Origin of the sequence: Mucilaginibacter aurantiaciroseus, from assembly GCF_024055595.1 — a bacterium.
In the GTDB taxonomy this organism is placed as follows: domain Bacteria; phylum Bacteroidota; class Bacteroidia; order Sphingobacteriales; family Sphingobacteriaceae; genus Mucilaginibacter; species Mucilaginibacter aurantiaciroseus.
Genome location: NZ_JAMXOF010000004.1, coordinates 283563 through 299478 on the forward strand (window position 1 = coordinate 283563; position 15916 = coordinate 299478).

The following is a 15916-nucleotide window of genomic DNA, read 5'->3' on the forward strand; positions in this document are numbered from 1 at the left end:
ATGCCATACCGCTCAGATGTTGAGGCTGCCGATGCATTAAAGATTGCCTACCACGATATTCGTGCCGAAATAGGCAAGGTTATAGTTGGCCAGGATGAAGTAATTAAGTTTGTGCTTATCTCCATCTTCAGCAACGGGCATTGCCTGCTTGTTGGTGTACCCGGCCTTGCTAAAACGCTACTGGTGCAAACCGTGGCCCAGGTTTTAGACCTCGACTTTAAGCGCATCCAATTCACGCCCGACCTGATGCCATCTGACATTATTGGTTCGGAAATTTTGGGCGAGGACAGAAATTTTAAATTTATAAAAGGCCCGGTGTTCTCTAATATCATCCTGGCCGATGAGATAAACCGCACACCGCCAAAAACGCAGGCCGCTTTATTAGAGGCCATGCAGGAAAAATCGGTTACTGCGGCGGGCGTTACCCACACCCTTGCCAAACCTTTTTTTGTATTGGCTACACAAAACCCTATTGAGCAGGAAGGCACCTACCCACTGCCCGAAGCACAGTTAGACCGCTTTATGTTTAACGTTGCTTTAGATTACCCTACTTTTAAAGAGGAACTGCAGGTTGTAAAAAACACTACCAGCACGGCTATGGTAACCGTAAACAAAAAGTTAAATGCCGAGCAAATCATTTATTTCCAGCAGTTGGTGAGAAATATCCCGGTGAGCGATAATGTTTTGGAGTATGCAGTTAAGCTTGTAGGCAAAACACGCCCTAACAGCGAGTTTGCAAGCCCGCAGGTGAAACGTTTATTAAACTGGGGCGCAGGCCCGCGCGCATCACAATTTTTGATCCTGGGGGCTAAATGCCATGCTGTGCTTAACGGTAAATACTCGCCTGACATTGAGGATGTACAGGCAGTGGCCAAGCCCATACTTAGCCACCGCATAGTGCGCAGTTACCACGCCGAAGCTGAAGGCCTTACAGCCAACGATATTATAGCACAGTTACTTTAGATTCTAAAAGCGAAACGCGAAATTCTAAATCGGTACGCGGACTTAAATCCGAAATCGAACTTAGTTTTCTACGGTAGAGAATATTTCCAGCAGCATGTTCCACCTGTGGTTGGCATCAATTTCCCAGATGCGCACATAGTTGTAGTTGTTTACAATGTTCCCTTTTCTGATACGGGCTGTGCCATAGGTATAAGCCAGATCGTTACTGGTGGACCGGCCAACGTTATCCGTTTCGGCAGATATACTGATGCCTTCATTATCAATAAATTTCAGGATTTTATCGCTACCGGTCATCGGCTCAAAGCCAGGGAAATAGTAGCGCGCTTCGGGGCTTAAAAATTCTTTGTAAGCGGCCATTGCCGATAATTCTAACGAGTGGTTAAGTGTTTTATCAGTAGCTGTTAAAACGCTCTTGCCTGCAAACGGATCTTTGCTTGCCGCCTTTTGTTTGGTAAGATCGGGCTCTTTAAAGTCGGTTACCACTTCCTGCTCAGGCTCGGGGTGCTGGATGCCTAAATTTACAAGCAATTTAAATTTGCTATCAGCATTATCTAAACGCCATATCGACACATAATCGCCATAAACCTTATCATCATCTGTTTTACCATTCTGATAAACGTACGGGCCGGCAGTAAAGCCAAGATCCCCGTTAGCTGATAAGCGCGCGAATTTTGGCTGTGAGCTAAGTTTACCGGGTTGATTTTGTATCCCGCTGTAAAAGTCGGTTATTTTAACTGTGTTTGGTTTAAACACAATGCCTTCAGGATCGGCCACTGCCAAAAATCCGTCTTTAATACCTTTACGCTCTACTAATTTATTAAAACTTTCTTCGGCACGCACAATTGAGGCAACCTCAACTTTGGTTTGCGCAATCGCCGAAAGGCTAAATCCTGTTAATATAATAGCAGCTAATAATGATCTTCTCATGGTTTACGTAGTATAGATTTGCCCGGGTAATTTAGTATCATTTTAATTGATAACATAAAGGCGGCACGGGCCTAATTGTTTTAATGGTAATACTTGTTTTAACGTTTCTTAACAGAATAAGGCTTAAATTCTTACCCAATCGGTTGTGCCCTGTTTATTGTCATTCAGTTGAAAACCAATGTTTTTAAGACCCTCGCGGATCTTGTCAGATGTTGCGTAGTCTTTATTCGTTTTGGCTTCGTTGCGCAATTTAATAACCAGGTTCATCAGGTCGTCGGTATCGGCGTTTTCGTTATCGTCCTGCTTTAAACCTAAAACATCGTAAAAGAAATCGTTATACGTTTTCTTCATCCGTTCAAAAGTGTCTACCGAGATCTCTCCCGAGTTACGGGTGTTAGCCGTGTACGAATTGATCCCTTTGGATAAATTATTTAAAGCATCTAACGTTTTTGGCGAATTAAAATTGTCGTTCATGCTGTGGTAGCAATCATCGCAGATGTCGTTTATCGCTTTATTGGTCTCTTCATCAATGGTGGTCAACTCATTTTGCTGCAACGTAACTAACTTCTTGGCGCTCTCTGCAAGCTTCTTGTAAAAGATCTCGGCCGCCTCAATCGCATCGTTAGAAAAATCGACCGTACTACGGTAGCTGGCCTGCATAAAAAAGAACCTCACCGCCATAGGGCTGTAGCCTTTCTTTAACAAAGGGTGGTCGCCTGCAAATAGCTCATGCGGTAAAAAACTGTTCCCTAACGATTTTGACATCTTTTGCCCGTTCATGGTAAGCATATTGGTATGCAACCAGTACGATGCCGGGTTTTTACCGCAGCAAGCCACGTTCTGCGCTATCTCGTTAGTATGGTGGGTAGGCATCAGATCGATACCGCCACCGTGGATGTCAAACTGGTGACCCAGGTATTTATTACTCATGGCCGAACACTCCAGGTGCCAGCCCGGGAAACCCAATCCCCATGGCGACGGCCATTGCATTAAATGTTCGGGCTTGGCTTTTATCCACAGGGCAAAATCAAGCTTGCCGTGTTTTTCGGTTTGCCCGCCAAGGCTGCGGGTATTGTTCAGCATATCCTCCAGTTTACGACCGTTTAGGATGCCGTAATCCTGGCTTTGGTTGTACTTTTCTACATCAAAATAAACAGAACCATTAACTTCATAAGCGTAACCTTTTTCCAGGATACTTTTTACCAGTTCTATCTGCTCAATAATGTGCCCGGTTGCCGTAGGCTCGATGCTTGGCGGCAGGGCGTTAAATGTTACCATCACCTTATGAAAATCTACAGTGTATTTCTGTACAATTTCCATTGGCTCCAGCTGGGCTATTTTTGCTTTTTTAGATACTTTGTCTTCCCCCTCATCACTATCGCCCTCCAGGTGGCCGGCATCGGTAATATTACGTACGTAGCGCACTTTGTACCCAAGATGAAGCAGGTACCTGTAAATAAGGTCAAACGAAATAAAAGTGCGGCAGTTGCCTATATGCACATCGCTATATACAGTAGGGCCACAAACGTACATGCCAACATGGCCCTCATTTAGTGGCTTAAATTCTTCTTTTTTACGTGTTAAAGTATTGTAAACAAATAATTTTTGTTCCATAAGCGCAAACTTACAATTTTAGGCGTGGAGTTTAATTTTGAAGATGTTATTTTAATACCAGCAATGTGCTTAAAGGATAGTGGTCTGACAATTTTTTTTCGATGATCTTGTACTCCAATACATCAAACTGGGGGCTGGCCATCACATAATCTATCTGGTAATTTGGGAAAGCGCCGTTATAAGTACGACCTAAACCCGCTCCTTTTTCACGGAAAGCGTTTTTTAATCCCTTCGCCAGTTGGTTAACCGCGAAGGATGATGGTGTATCGTTAAAATCGCCGGAGATAACATACGGATAAGGGCATTTTTTAGCGTGATCTTTAATCACAAATACCTGCTCGGCACGTTTCTGGAAAGCGGTCTTCAGCTTCCAGCCCACGCGTTTGGTAGCACCAATATCGGCTTTCCCTTTTGAGGATAAATTGCCCAGGTATATATAATCCTGCGGTTCAAACGCTATCGATTGCAAATGCACGCTATAGATCCTCACCATACTGCTATCTTTCTCCACATCAACATATACACATTGGTTGCCGCTACCCTTTGCTGCCAGTTGGACAAATCCGTATGATTTAATGGGATATTTAGAAAAAATAGCCATTCCCACAGATTCGCCGGCGCTGATCATGGTGGGCTCAAAATAATAATTACCGGCACGCATTACTTTCTTGACAGAGTCTATCATAGCGTATTGCCCTTTTTTACGGGTAAAAAATTCCTGTATGCCTATAACATCGGGCTGCTCCTGCCCTATCAGGTCGAGGATCTCGTGCCGGGTAGAGCTCTCGTTTTTTGCGCCGTACCGTTTAAAATCGTGTACGTTATAGGTCATCAACCTTAGTTGCTTTTTGGGTACCGACTGGCTTGAACCAGCCGGCAGGCGCATGCCAATGTTATTGTTCAGCACGTTCCAGCCAATTAAGATGGTAATTAACGACAAGCCAATTAACCAGCTCCTGCGAACGAGCCAGTAAACTATGATAATTACATTTGCTAAAAGCAACGGTGGGTAGGCAAGGCCAAAGAACGCGATGGGCCAAAAGGTGCGTGGGTCTACATACGGCGCCAGGTAACCCAATAGCAAAGCGGCGCATAATGTATAGTTTATCCAAAGGAATACGCTATCAATAAAGGGTAAATTTTTGCTTTTATCCTTCATTATTGTTACTTGCACTAAATAAGGTTTCCTTTTCCTGTTTGGTTAGGCTATCGTAACCACTGCCCGATATTTTATCGAGGATACGGTCAACATCTTCCTGCTTTGGCTTACCGGACGCTTTGCGTTGCGTACTACCAACACCGTTGTTAACTATTTTCATTTGGGGTTTAGGCTCAAATAACTTATTGATGCCGCCTATCCAATCGCGCCCTTTTTGCAGTTGTTTAATATAGATGAATCCGAATAATGCCCCGCCAAGGTGGGCAATTTCGCCACCGGCGTTACTGCCTGCTACTCCTAAAAAATCTATTACCACATAAAACAGCACCAGCCATTTTAACTTAACAGGCCCAATTAGTATCAACGAGATGGTATAGTTAGGGAGTAAAGTAGCTGTAGCCACCACAATAGCCATTACACTTGCCGATGCGCCTACAATTACGCCGTTAGCCGCCGCATTAATACTGGTAAAAGCCGGGATAATATTGTAACAGGCAACAAATAACAAACCGCCTGCAAGCCCGCCAATTATATATAAACCAATGGTACGTTTGTTGCCCAGATACTCTTCAAAAATCTGCCCCATCCAATATAGCCAAAGCATATTAAACAGGATGTGGAACACCCCGGCATGCATAAACATATAGGTAAACGGCGTCCAAAAACGGACCGCCAATTTTGGCAGGTATGCAGGTAATAATAAAAATTCATTTGTATAAGATAATATGATACTGTTACCAAACCCCCTGAATAATTGCTCAAAAACGGCAAATATGTTAATGGCCAGATAAACAATTACGTTTATGCCAATAAGCAGGCTAAGTTTATTGCCCGATTTTAAAAGCTTGTATTGGATATCTTTCCAGAGTGTCATGACCGATATTATTGATGCTATTTAAACAGCTATTAGTAAAAATTGTTAGGCCGCTTTATTCCCCAAAGTTTTATGAGTAGGAAACCGAATAGCGCACCGCCTAAGTGGGCAAAATGGGCGACGTTATCACCTGCAAAACGCCCTATACCTGAAAATAATTCAATAGCTATGTAACCTATCACCACGTATTTGGCTTTGATAGGTACAGGGATAAACATGATCATCATTTCCAGATTGGGGAACAGCATGGCAAACCCTACCAAGATCCCAAATATAGCACCTGATGCACCCAACATCGGAAAATTCATAAACCCATATAATTTTTGCGCGTTTTCGGGTCCGCCATAATTAAAGTATGACGCTTCTATCTCGGGATGAGGGATACTAAATGCACCTGTTAAAGTATGAATTTGTACGGCTTGTACTACCATGTACAAAACGTAAGCACCAATACCGGTGATGAAATAGTAGTTAAAAAACTTTTTTGAACCCAGGGTATATTCTAACATCGGCCCAAAAGAGTATAGCGCAAACATGTTAAACAAAATGTGCGTTAAGCCCCCATGCATAAACATGTAGGTAATTATTTGCCATGGCCTAAACGCCGGCGATAGTGGGTAGTATGCCGCGAACAGTGCGTTAAGGTCTATCACTTTTGCTAAAGCATAAGTGCTAATAAAGAACAGGATATTTATAACAAGCAGGTTTTTTGTAACCGGCGGCATATTGGCAAATGGTGATTGCATGTTTTGTACGTGTAATTATATATGGTTTAAGTGGGAGAAGCGAAGTATCGCTTTTCTACAATAAATTGTTTATCGTTATCTTACTTTTCAAATCGTTCAGCTAATTCGTTCAGCGTAAAGGTACTAATTACGGGCTTGCCATTTAATGCCAAGTTTGGCATTTGGCAGGCAAAAAGCTGATCTACCAGTTGGTTCATCTCTTCCATGCTTAGCTTTACCCCTGCTTTTAGCGCAGCGTTACGTGCCAGCGAACGGGCAAGGTTATCGCGCTTATCTAACTTTAATATCGCCAGGTTATTTTTAAACCCTTCCAGTAATTGCTCCAGCAATTCGTTCTCGCTGGCGTTAATAATATCTGCCGGTATGCCCTCTACCACTACGGTATTACGGCCAAACTCACGAATGTCAAAACCAAGCGCGCGGATATCAGGTAACAGTTCTTTCAATAACTCAAAATCGCTGCTGTTTAGTGTAACAGATTGCGGAAATAAACTCTGCTGACTAACCCCGCTGTGGTTCTGCAATTGCTGTAAAAAACGCTCGTACAAGATCCGTTCATGGGCCGCCTGCTGGTTAATGAGCATGAAGCCCGATTTTATTTGCGACAGGATAAACCGGTTATGCACCTGAAAGAACTGCTTCTCGCTGCTTTTGCTGATCTCCTGTTCATTCACGGGGATGCTTGTTTCCTCGTGCATCTCGTGCTGCAGGGTTTCTTCTTTTTTACTTATCTGGTACAAAGTATCCCAGTTACGCGGGATAGCTGTGTGGCGATTATTGTTATCGCGTAGAAAAGGGATCTCCCGCTCGCTCGTTCTTTTTTCGGATGCGAAGGGGTTAAAGTCTGGATTAAATGCGATGGTTGGCTGTTTAATTTCCTCAAAGGGTGTTGGGGTGATGAGGTGGCCGATGCTATTCTCCTGGTCAAAATCTAAAGTGGGGGTAATATTATATTTACCCAACGAGCGCTTTACCGCCGAGCGGATGATGGCGTAGATGGATTTCTCATCCTGGTATTTGATCTCGGTTTTTGTAGGGTGCACGTTAATATCGATCTTAGCCGGGTCGATATCAATAAAAAGCACATACAGCGGGAAGGTTTCATCGGGCAGCAACTCCTGGAAAGCGGTTAGCACCGCGTGGTTCAGGTAAGCATCTTTAATGAAACGGTTGTTCACAAAAAAAAATTGCTCGCCGCGGGTTTTACGCGCAAATTCGGGCTTGCCCACAAAACCCCGTAAGTTTATGATGGTAGTTTCCTCTTCAACAGGCACTAACCTTTGGTTATAGTTATTACCAAACAGGTGCACAATGCGCTGTTTCATGGCAGATGCAGGCAGGTGGTAAACCTCCTGCCCATCGTGGTGCATGGTTAAAAACACTTGCGGATTAGCCAACGCCACGCGCTGAAACTCGTCGATAATGTGGCGCATCTCCACCGGGTTACTTTTTAAAAAGTTACGGCGGGCGGGCGTGTTAAAAAAAAGGTTTTTGATGGATATAGATGTACCAAAGTTGGCCGAACAGGCCTCCTGGTTCATCACTTCCGATCCTTCTATCTGGATGCAGGTACCCAATTCATCTTCGTGGCGGCGGGTTTTTAACTCCACCTGGGCAATCGCGGCTATCGAAGCCATGGCCTCGCCCCGGAAACCCATGGTACGGATCGCAAAAAGGTCTTCGGCCTTGCGGATCTTTGATGTGGCGTGGCGTTCAAAACACATGCGCGCGTCGGTAAGGCTCATACCGCAGCCATTGTCAATAACCTGTATCAGTGATTTCCCGGCGTCCTTTAATATCAGTTGAATTTTATCGGCACCGGCATCTATCGCATTCTCTATCAATTCTTTTACTGCGGATGCAGGGCGTTGTACTACTTCGCCCGCGGCAATCTGGTTGGCTACGGAATCCGGTAAAAGTTGAATTATATCTGGCATTAAAAATATTTCCCTTCTCTGTTTAGCCTCTCTTTTGGAGAGCGGTTGGGGTGAGGCTTTTATTATACACCCTTTTTCAGGTGCTAAATTAATTATTTGATTGCATAACTTTACCTTTACATACTTGTATATAGTATTTACGTTATTATTATTTACATCTACCTGTTTATTAACATGAAGAAACTCTGGCCCGTACTGCTTTTGCTTGCCGCGGCATGCAAGCAAAAAGAATATAATGCCGATCTGATCGTAAAAAACGCCCTCGTATATACGGTTGACAGTACCTTTAGCACCGCAAATGCCTTTGTGGTAAGCAGTGGTAAGATAACCGCCGTAGGCGATATTGGCACCCTCGAAAAAAAATACTTAGCCCGCGAAGTAATAGATGCCGGCGGTAAAGCCGTTTACCCCGGCTTTATTGATGCCCACGCCCACTTTTATGAATATGGCTTAGGCCTGCAAAACGTAAACCTGGTTGGCCTAAAAAGCTGGACAGCCATAGTTGATACCGTAAATAAATATGCAAGCCATAAAACCGATGGCTGGATAATAGGTGGCGGCTGGGACCAAAACATTTGGGATAATAAAGCATTTCCCAACAAAGCGAAGCTCGATTCCCTTTTCCCGGTACGCCCGGTGATCCTTAATCGTATTGACGGCCACGCCGCCATTGCCAACCAGGCGGCCCTGAACATTGCAGGTGTAAAACCGGGCCAAAAGATCATCGGCGGCGAGGTAGAAACCATTAACGGTAAACTTACCGGTATATTGGTAGATAATGCCGTTGGTATTGTTACACGCAAGATTCCGGAGCCTACCGAACAACTTACACAAGCCGCCTTGCTTGATGCACAACGTAATTGCTTCGCTGTTGGTTTAACCACGGTTGATGATTGCGGTTTACCTTACACCATGGTGAGTACCATAGCGGCACTACAGCACAAAGGCGCTCTTAAAATGCGCATGTACGTAATGCTGGCCGACCAGCCCGAGAATTATGAATACCTGTTTAAACGTGGTGCATACAAAACACCGGGCCTAAACGTACGCTCGTTTAAGGTTTATGCCGATGGTGCTTTAGGCTCGCGCGGTGCATGTTTGCTACACCCTTATGCCGACCAAAAGAACTGGAATGGTTTTTTATTAAGCAGCAAAGCGCATTTTGAAGAGGTCGCTAAAAAGATAGCGGCCAAGGGTTTTCAGATGTGTACGCATGCTATTGGCGATAGTGCTAACCGGGTGATCCTGAAAATTTATGCTGAGAACCTGAAGGGCAAAAATGACAAACGATGGAGGATAGAGCACGCGCAGATCGTATCTCCGGATGATATCAAAATATTCGGCGCAAATAACATTATCCCATCGGTACAACCAACTCATGCCACATCTGATATGGCCTGGGCGGTTAAACGCCTTGGTGCCGTTAGGATAAAAACCGGTTACGCTTACAAAAGCCTGATGAAACAAAACGGATGGATCCCGCTGGGGACTGATTTCCCGGTAGAGAATATAAACCCTTTGTACACGTTTTATGCTGCTACCGAGCGCAAAAATTTACAAGGCCTGCCCGCTGGTGGTTTCCAGATGGATAATGCGCTAAGCCGTATAGAAGCGCTGCGCGGCATGACCATGTGGGCGGCAAAAGCCAACTTTGAAGAAAAAGAAAAAGGCAGTATTGAAGTTGGCAAATACGCCGATTTTGTTATCCTGGACCAGGATATTATGAAAACCAAGGGCAGTAATTTGCCAAATGTTAAAGTTTTAAAAACGTATATAAATGGTGTTAAGGTTTATGAGAAAAAATAAGCAGCGTATCTATTTCTTGCTGCTATCCGGGTTCGCGCTTTTCAATTCGGCATGTGCGCAAAACCCGCCATTAAAGGGTAAGGCTTATGTAAAAGAGCAGCTGTTGGTTGAACAAGCCACAGTTTTGCTGAATAACGAAAAGCAACTTATCCCCCTGCAAAACCTGGACAATAACAAGATAGCCAGCATCCATTTTTCGTCGGTTAACAGTACATCTTTTGATAGCCTGCTTAACAAGTACACCAAGGTTGATGCCTTTAACGGTAACGATTACATGAGCGTTAAAACGCTTGATATGCTGGTGCAGGATACCAAGTTCTACAACACGCTTATTGTTCAGTTAACTGATGCAGAAGCGGGCAACCCGGCAATCATCGCTTTCATCAACAATAATCAAAAAATGAAGAATGTTGTGGTGTCGTTGTTAGGTACTAACTCATCACTAGCTAAGTTAAATGATGTAACGTCGCCCATTATATGGTCGACCAAAAATTCGCAGATAGCGGCGTTTTACAGTGCGCAAGCCATTTTTGGCGGGGTGGCTATTACGCAAAAGTTAACTAAAACGTACTCGCCAAAGTACGCTACCAATACAGGATACCTAACCTCCAAAACCCGTTTGCAATACACGGTGCCTGAAGATGCCGGTATCAACGCCGACAACCTAAAAGAAATTGATGCCATTGCGCAGGAAGCTATCAGCAACAGGGCTACACCGGGTTGCGTGGTATTGGTTGCCAAGGACGGTAAGGTGATTTTCAACAAAGCATATGGTTACCACACCTATGACAACAGCATCCCCGATAGGATAACCGACATCTTCGACATCGCGTCCATGACCAAGATCTCGGCTACCACCATGGAGGCTATGCAGCTTTATGATCAGGGCAAATTGAACCTGGATTCTACCCTGGGAACTTACTTAGCCATAGCTCGCAACAGCAACAAAAAAACTTTATCCGTTCGTGAAATACTGGAACACCAGGCAGGGTTGATCCCGGATATTTCCACCTTTGAAGTGATCAAACCGGCGGATCATAGTACTGATTCGTCCGCGGCGTTCCCTGTTAAGGTGAATGATAACTATTATGTTAGTAAAGGATACTTTGATGAAGTGATGCTGCCTGCAGCGCTGCGTTCGCTGGTGAAAACCCGTGGGCAGTATGTGTACAGTGATGTGGGTATGATATTTATGCAGCAAATTGAGGAAGCTATTACAGCTATCCCACTAAATAAATATGTGCAGGATAAATTTTATAACCCGTTGGGGATGCAAACCGCAGGCTTTTTGCCCCTGTACCGTTTCCCGGCCAACCGGATCCCGCCAACTGAAGACGATAGAAAAGACCGCAAAACATTAATTGACGGCTACGTGCACGACCCAACCGCCGCCCTGATGGGTGGCGTTGCAGGCCATGCAGGCGTATTTGCAGGCGCTAATGATGTTGCTATCATGTACCAAATGATGCTTAACCGCGGCACTTATGGCGGCGTACAATATGTTAAAGCCACAACGGTAGACCTTTGGACATCCAAGCAATCGGCAGTTAGTCGACGTGGTTTGGGTTTTGACCGCTGGGACCCGATAGCCGACAGAAATTACCCATCTAAATTAGCATCAGACCAGGCATATGGCCACACCGGTTTCACCGGCACCTGCGTTTGGGTAGATCCTAAATATGGGTTGGTGTATGTGTTCCTTTCAAACCGCGTGCATCCAAATGTGGGCAATAAACTGGGCAGCCTAAACATTCGCCCGAGGATACAGGATGCGGTTTATGAGGCGATACAGAAGGGTATGTAAGGAACCACACGTTGTTGCGAAACAAAAACGGCGGCATTGCGAACATAGCCAAATAAGGGAAAAGCCACGGCGTGCCGTGGCTTTTCCCTTTAACTCTTTTGTCATGCTGAGCGATAGCGAAGCATCTATTAGCCGCCCTGTCGCCTGCAAGCATGGTGTACGTTAGATCCTTCGCTATCGTTCAGGATGACAAGTGGAAAGACCACTAATCTATCCACTCAAACTTCGTATAAGGCACAAGTGCCTCAGGTATTTTAATACCTTTCTCTGTTTGGTTATTTTCCAACAATGTCGCAACAATACGAGGCAAAGCTAAAGCACTACCGTTAAGTGTATGGGCCAGTTGAGTTTTACCCTCGGCATTACGGAAACGTAATTTTAAGCGGTTGCTTTGGAAGGTTTCGAAATTTGATACAGATGATACCTCTAACCAGCGTTGCTGCGCGGCGCTCCAGGTTTCCATATCGTAAGTTAGGGCGCTGCCGAAACCCATATCGCCGCCGCAAAGGCGCAATACACGGTATGGCAAACCAAGTTTTTGTAGCAGGTCCTGCACATGTGCGCTCATATCTTCTAATACTTCGTACGATCTATCGGGGTGTACCACTTGTACTATTTCTACCTTATCAAACTGGTGCAAACGGTTAAGTCCGCGTACGTGTGCACCATAAGAACCAGCCTCGCGGCGGAAACATGGCGTATGTCCGCAATTCTTAACAGGCAGTTCATCGCCTTTTAAGATCACATCACGGTACATATTGGTGATGGGCACTTCGGCAGTAGGGATCAGGTATAGGTCATCTACACCTACATGATACATCTGTCCTTCCTTATCAGGCAATTGGCTCGTACCAAAACCAGAAGCCGCGTTCACCATTAGCGGCACGCTTACTTCGCTATAACCTGCATTTTCGGCTTCGTCAATAAAAAAATTGATAAGCGCGCGCTGCAGTTTGGCACCTTTGTTTTTATACACAGGGAAACCGGCACCGGTTATTTTAACACCCAGTTCAAAATCTATCAGATTATATTTCGCGGCAAGCTCCCAGTGCGGCAAGGCATTGGCGTGCAATTCCGGGATGCTACCATTCTCCAGTACTACTTCGTTTTCTTCGGGCGTTATGCCTTTTGGTACTGATGAGTGTGGCAGGTTAGGTAGCTGAACAAGTGCGTCATAAAGCTCTTTTTCTGCTCTTGCCAATTCTTCATCAAACTTTTTAATACTCTCTTTTGAATTGCCGGTTTGAGATTTTAGCACTTCTGCCTCTTCCTTTTTACCGGCACGCATTAGTTCGCCAATTTGTTTGGCAGATGCATTGGCCTTTGCTTTTTCGTCTTCTCCACCGCGTTGCGCAATCGAACGTTCACTATCCAGTTCAAGGATCCTATCTACCAATTCGGGCTGTTTAAAATTTTTTACAGCCAAACGTTCTAAAACCTGTTCCCTGTTATCGCGGATATAACTAACTTGCAGCATTGATTTTATTTTAAAAGGCAAAGATATTTTTTAAGTAGCAGTTTTAAGTAGCAGTAGCAGTTTTTTTTAATTGCAAATATAGACTGCCACCCGCCACTGCAGCTGCAACTAATAAAACATGAACACAACACCCACCGGCAAACTATATTTAGTACCCACACCCATTGGCAACCTGGAGGATATGACCTTTAGGGCTATCCGCATTTTGAAGGAAGCCGACCTAATACTGGCCGAGGACACGCGTACCTCCGCGCCTATGCTAAAGCACTTCGACATCCAGAACAAGGTATTTGCACATCATCAGCATAACGAGCGTCAAGCCAGCAACGAGATCATCAAATTCCTGCTGATGGGCCAAAACATCGCGCTGATCTCTGACGCAGGTACGCCTGCTATATCCGATCCGGGGTTTTTCCTGGTGCGCGAGGCTTTGAAGTTCAACATAGCTGTGGAGTGCCTGCCCGGTGCAACGGCTTTTGTGCCTGCACTGGTTAATTCTGGTTTCCCTACCGATAAGTTTTGCTTTGAGGGGTTTTTACCGTTAAAAAAAGGCCGCCAAACCCGCTATAAATTCCTGGCGACAGAAGAGCGCACCATTATACTTTACGAGTCGCCGCACCGTTTATTAAAAACGCTGGATGAAATGGCCACCTTTTTCGGTGCCGATCGCCAGCTGTCCGTATCGCGCGAGCTGACAAAAATGTTCGAAGAAACTGTAAGGGGTACTGTAACCGAGGTAAAAGCATATTTTGAGACCCACCCGCTTAAAGGCGAGTTTGTAATGTGCGTTGCCGGTGCCGCGCCCGCCGAGGATAAAAAGAAAAAGAAATATGCAGAGGAAGAGGAGGAGGATTAGCCTCAGCCCACTTTCCCACACGTCATTACGAGGCATGAAGCAATCCTCGATAGAAAAGTCGGCGACATATCTATCGAAGATTGCCACGTCGCTATCGCTTCTCGCAATGACGGTTAGTTTATGAATGACCAATAATCAAATGAAAAAAAACCTATTACTCTCTATATTCTCCGCACTACTGCTTTGGGTTGCCTGGCCGCCTACACAGTACACCACGATTTTTTTATTTGTGGGCTTAGTTCCAATGCTGCTGGCGATGGAAAACATTATCCTATCTGATGCTAACGGGAAAGGCAAAAAGATCTTTTATACCACATTCATAGGGTTTTTCATCTGGAATACGCTTTGTATCTATTGGGTGTATAACTCATTAAAAATTATTGGGCCCATTAATGCAATACCCATTACATTAATACCTTACGCGCTTGGGCCCTTATTAATGGCTACCGCATGCTGGTTGTATTACAGGGTAAGGCTGATAGCCGGCCGTACGCTTTCACTTATCGCGCTGGTTTGTTTTTGGATAGGGTACGAATACCTGCACCAAAGCTGGGACCTTAACTTCCCATGGATGACGCTTGGTAACGGTTTTGCCACTTCGCATAAATGGATCCAATGGTATGAGTACACCGGCGTTTATGGTGGCACCATTTGGGTATGGGCAATAAACATCCTTCTGTTTTTGCTTTATATTGGCTTACGCGAGGAACAGGCTAAACCAGCCCGCAAAAAGCTTATTATTAGTTTTACGTTAGTATTGATACTGCCTTTAGGCCTGTCGCTTTTTAAATATTACAGCTACAAGGAACAGATCAATCCATCAAATATTGTAGTGGCCCAACCCAATATTGATCCTTATGAGAAAGAGGGCATCATCCCTATTCAAACGCAAATAGAAGCGCTTACACATCTTTCAGATTCTATTGGCCAACGCAATACCGAATACTTCATCTGGCCCGAAACCGCCCTTTCAAAGGACATGGACGAGGACCATATTTATACCGAAGCCAGCTACCTTCAAGTAAGGAAGTTTTTAACCCGTTTTAAAAACGCTAACGTTTTAACAGGCGGCGAAACACATAAATTCTACAACAAACGCGCTACAAATACGGCAAGCGAAATGCCAGATCAGCCTGGGGTATTTTATGACCGGTTTAGTACGGCCATTAATATTGAAAATTCATCTAAAGTACAGTTCTATCATAAATCGAGGTTAGTGCCAGGGGCGGAATCATTGCCATTTGGCAATACTTTATCATTCCTGAAACCTGCCTTTGAACATTTGGGGGGTGCAACGGGCGCTTATGGCATCCAAACGGAACCAACCGTACTGTACTCGCAAAGTGGGATAGGCGTTGCACCGGTTATCTGCTATGAATCTATTTGGGGCGAATGGGTATCTAAATACGTAAAGCAGGGCGCACAATTCATCGCCATTATCACCAACGATGGCTGGTGGGAAAACACCTCGGGTAAAGACCAACATTTGGATTATGCCAAGCTCCGCGCCATTGAAACCCGTCGCTGGGTTTGTCGCTCCGCTAATACAGGCATTTCGGCGTTCATTAACCAGCGTGGCGATATTGTACAGCAAAGTAAATGGTGGGTACGCACCGCGCTTAAGCAGGACATCAACCTAAACTCGGACATTACTTTTTACGTGGAATATGGCGATTATTTGCCTAAGGTTGCAAGCTTTTTAGCAGTGTTGGGGATATTTATGATCGGGGTAAAAAAGGGTTTAAGTCACTAA

The 15916-nt window shown here is 44.8% G+C and carries 12 protein-coding genes; 5 read left to right on the forward strand and 7 right to left on the reverse strand.

What is annotated here, in order from left to right:
* Window positions 1–963 (forward strand): AAA family ATPase, encoded by a 963-nt coding sequence (locus NAF17_RS17225; protein WP_252759265.1) that lies wholly within the window; start codon window positions 1–3, stop codon window positions 961–963.
* 60 nt (window positions 964–1023) lie between these two features.
* Here the strand turns inward: NAF17_RS17225 and NAF17_RS17230 are convergent, their stop codons facing one another.
* The 6 genes from NAF17_RS17230 to mutL form a co-directional block, all read right to left on the reverse strand.
* Window positions 1024–1890 (reverse strand): DUF4440 domain-containing protein, encoded by an 867-nt coding sequence (locus NAF17_RS17230; protein WP_252759266.1) that lies wholly within the window; start codon window positions 1888–1890, stop codon window positions 1024–1026.
* A gap of 123 nt (window positions 1891–2013) precedes the next feature.
* Window positions 2014–3504 (reverse strand): cysteine--tRNA ligase, encoded by a 1491-nt coding sequence (gene cysS / locus NAF17_RS17235; protein WP_252759267.1) that lies wholly within the window; start codon window positions 3502–3504, stop codon window positions 2014–2016.
* Window positions 3505–3550: 46 nt separating this feature from the next.
* Window positions 3551–4663 carry an endonuclease/exonuclease/phosphatase family protein gene (locus NAF17_RS17240; RefSeq protein ID WP_252759268.1) on the reverse strand — a complete coding sequence of 371 codons (1113 nt, stop codon included), beginning with the start codon at window positions 4661–4663 and terminating at the stop codon, window positions 3551–3553.
* Window positions 4653–5537 (reverse strand): rhomboid family protein, encoded by an 885-nt coding sequence (locus NAF17_RS17245; protein WP_252759269.1) that lies wholly within the window; start codon window positions 5535–5537, stop codon window positions 4653–4655. Before NAF17_RS17245 ends, NAF17_RS17240 begins: the two co-directional genes overlap by 11 nt.
* 32 nt (window positions 5538–5569) lie before the next feature.
* The gene (locus NAF17_RS17250) at window positions 5570–6283 is read right to left on the reverse strand and encodes a rhomboid family intramembrane serine protease (protein ID WP_252759270.1); all 714 of its coding nucleotides are present in this window, start codon (window positions 6281–6283) and stop codon (window positions 5570–5572) included.
* An 80-nt stretch (window positions 6284–6363) separates the two neighbouring features.
* Window positions 6364–8220, reverse strand: coding sequence for a DNA mismatch repair endonuclease MutL (gene mutL / locus NAF17_RS17255; RefSeq protein ID WP_252759271.1), 1857 nt, complete (start codon window positions 8218–8220; stop codon window positions 6364–6366).
* A 174-nt stretch (window positions 8221–8394) separates the two neighbouring features.
* On the opposite strand from mutL, the gene NAF17_RS17260 reads away from it, so the two are divergent.
* Together NAF17_RS17260 and NAF17_RS17265 are read left to right on the forward strand one after the other, a co-directional pair.
* Window positions 8395–10026, forward strand: a complete 1632-nt coding sequence (locus NAF17_RS17260; RefSeq protein WP_252759272.1) for an amidohydrolase — start codon at window positions 8395–8397, stop codon at window positions 10024–10026.
* On the forward strand, window positions 10013–11830 hold the full coding sequence (locus tag NAF17_RS17265) for a serine hydrolase domain-containing protein (RefSeq protein WP_252759273.1): 1818 nt from the start codon (window positions 10013–10015) through the stop codon (window positions 11828–11830). The genes NAF17_RS17260 and NAF17_RS17265 overlap by 14 nt, the downstream gene beginning before the upstream one ends.
* A 205-nt stretch (window positions 11831–12035) precedes the next feature.
* Here NAF17_RS17265 and serS read toward each other — a convergent pair whose 3' ends face one another.
* Window positions 12036–13307: a serine--tRNA ligase gene (gene serS / locus NAF17_RS17270; protein WP_252759274.1), complete on the reverse strand. Its 1272-nt coding sequence runs from the start codon at window positions 13305–13307 to the stop codon at window positions 12036–12038.
* Window positions 13308–13425: 118 nt separating this feature from the next.
* Here serS and rsmI point away from each other — a divergent pair, with 118 nt between their 5' ends.
* Together rsmI and lnt are read left to right on the forward strand one after the other, a co-directional pair.
* The gene (gene rsmI / locus NAF17_RS17275; protein ID WP_252759275.1) at window positions 13426–14163 is read left to right on the forward strand and encodes a 16S rRNA (cytidine(1402)-2'-O)-methyltransferase; all 738 of its coding nucleotides are present in this window, start codon (window positions 13426–13428) and stop codon (window positions 14161–14163) included.
* A gap of 139 nt (window positions 14164–14302) precedes the next feature.
* Window positions 14303–15916: an apolipoprotein N-acyltransferase gene (lnt, locus tag NAF17_RS17280; RefSeq protein WP_252759276.1), complete on the forward strand. Its 1614-nt coding sequence runs from the start codon at window positions 14303–14305 to the stop codon at window positions 15914–15916.

What these genes read in the sequence shown, in the direction of transcription:
- NAF17_RS17225 (WP_252759265.1), top strand. Translation starts at nt 1, where the DNA reads ATGCCATACCGCTCAGATGTTGAGGCTGCCGATGCATTAAAGATTGCC.
- NAF17_RS17230 (WP_252759266.1), bottom strand. Translation starts at nt 1,890, where the DNA reads ATGAGAAGATCATTATTAGCTGCTATTATATTAACAGGATTTAGCCTT.
- cysS (WP_252759267.1), bottom strand. Translation starts at nt 3,504, where the DNA reads ATGGAACAAAAATTATTTGTTTACAATACTTTAACACGTAAAAAAGAA.
- NAF17_RS17240 (WP_252759268.1), bottom strand. Translation starts at nt 4,663, where the DNA reads ATGAAGGATAAAAGCAAAAATTTACCCTTTATTGATAGCGTATTCCTT.
- NAF17_RS17245 (WP_252759269.1), bottom strand. Translation starts at nt 5,537, where the DNA reads ATGACACTCTGGAAAGATATCCAATACAAGCTTTTAAAATCGGGCAAT.
- NAF17_RS17250 (WP_252759270.1), bottom strand. Translation starts at nt 6,283, where the DNA reads ATGCAATCACCATTTGCCAATATGCCGCCGGTTACAAAAAACCTGCTT.
- mutL (WP_252759271.1), bottom strand. Translation starts at nt 8,220, where the DNA reads ATGCCAGATATAATTCAACTTTTACCGGATTCCGTAGCCAACCAGATT.
- NAF17_RS17260 (WP_252759272.1), top strand. Translation starts at nt 8,395, where the DNA reads ATGAAGAAACTCTGGCCCGTACTGCTTTTGCTTGCCGCGGCATGCAAG.
- NAF17_RS17265 (WP_252759273.1), top strand. Translation starts at nt 10,013, where the DNA reads ATGAGAAAAAATAAGCAGCGTATCTATTTCTTGCTGCTATCCGGGTTC.
- serS (WP_252759274.1), bottom strand. Translation starts at nt 13,307, where the DNA reads ATGCTGCAAGTTAGTTATATCCGCGATAACAGGGAACAGGTTTTAGAA.
- rsmI (WP_252759275.1), top strand. Translation starts at nt 13,426, where the DNA reads ATGAACACAACACCCACCGGCAAACTATATTTAGTACCCACACCCATT.
- lnt (WP_252759276.1), top strand. Translation starts at nt 14,303, where the DNA reads ATGAAAAAAAACCTATTACTCTCTATATTCTCCGCACTACTGCTTTGG.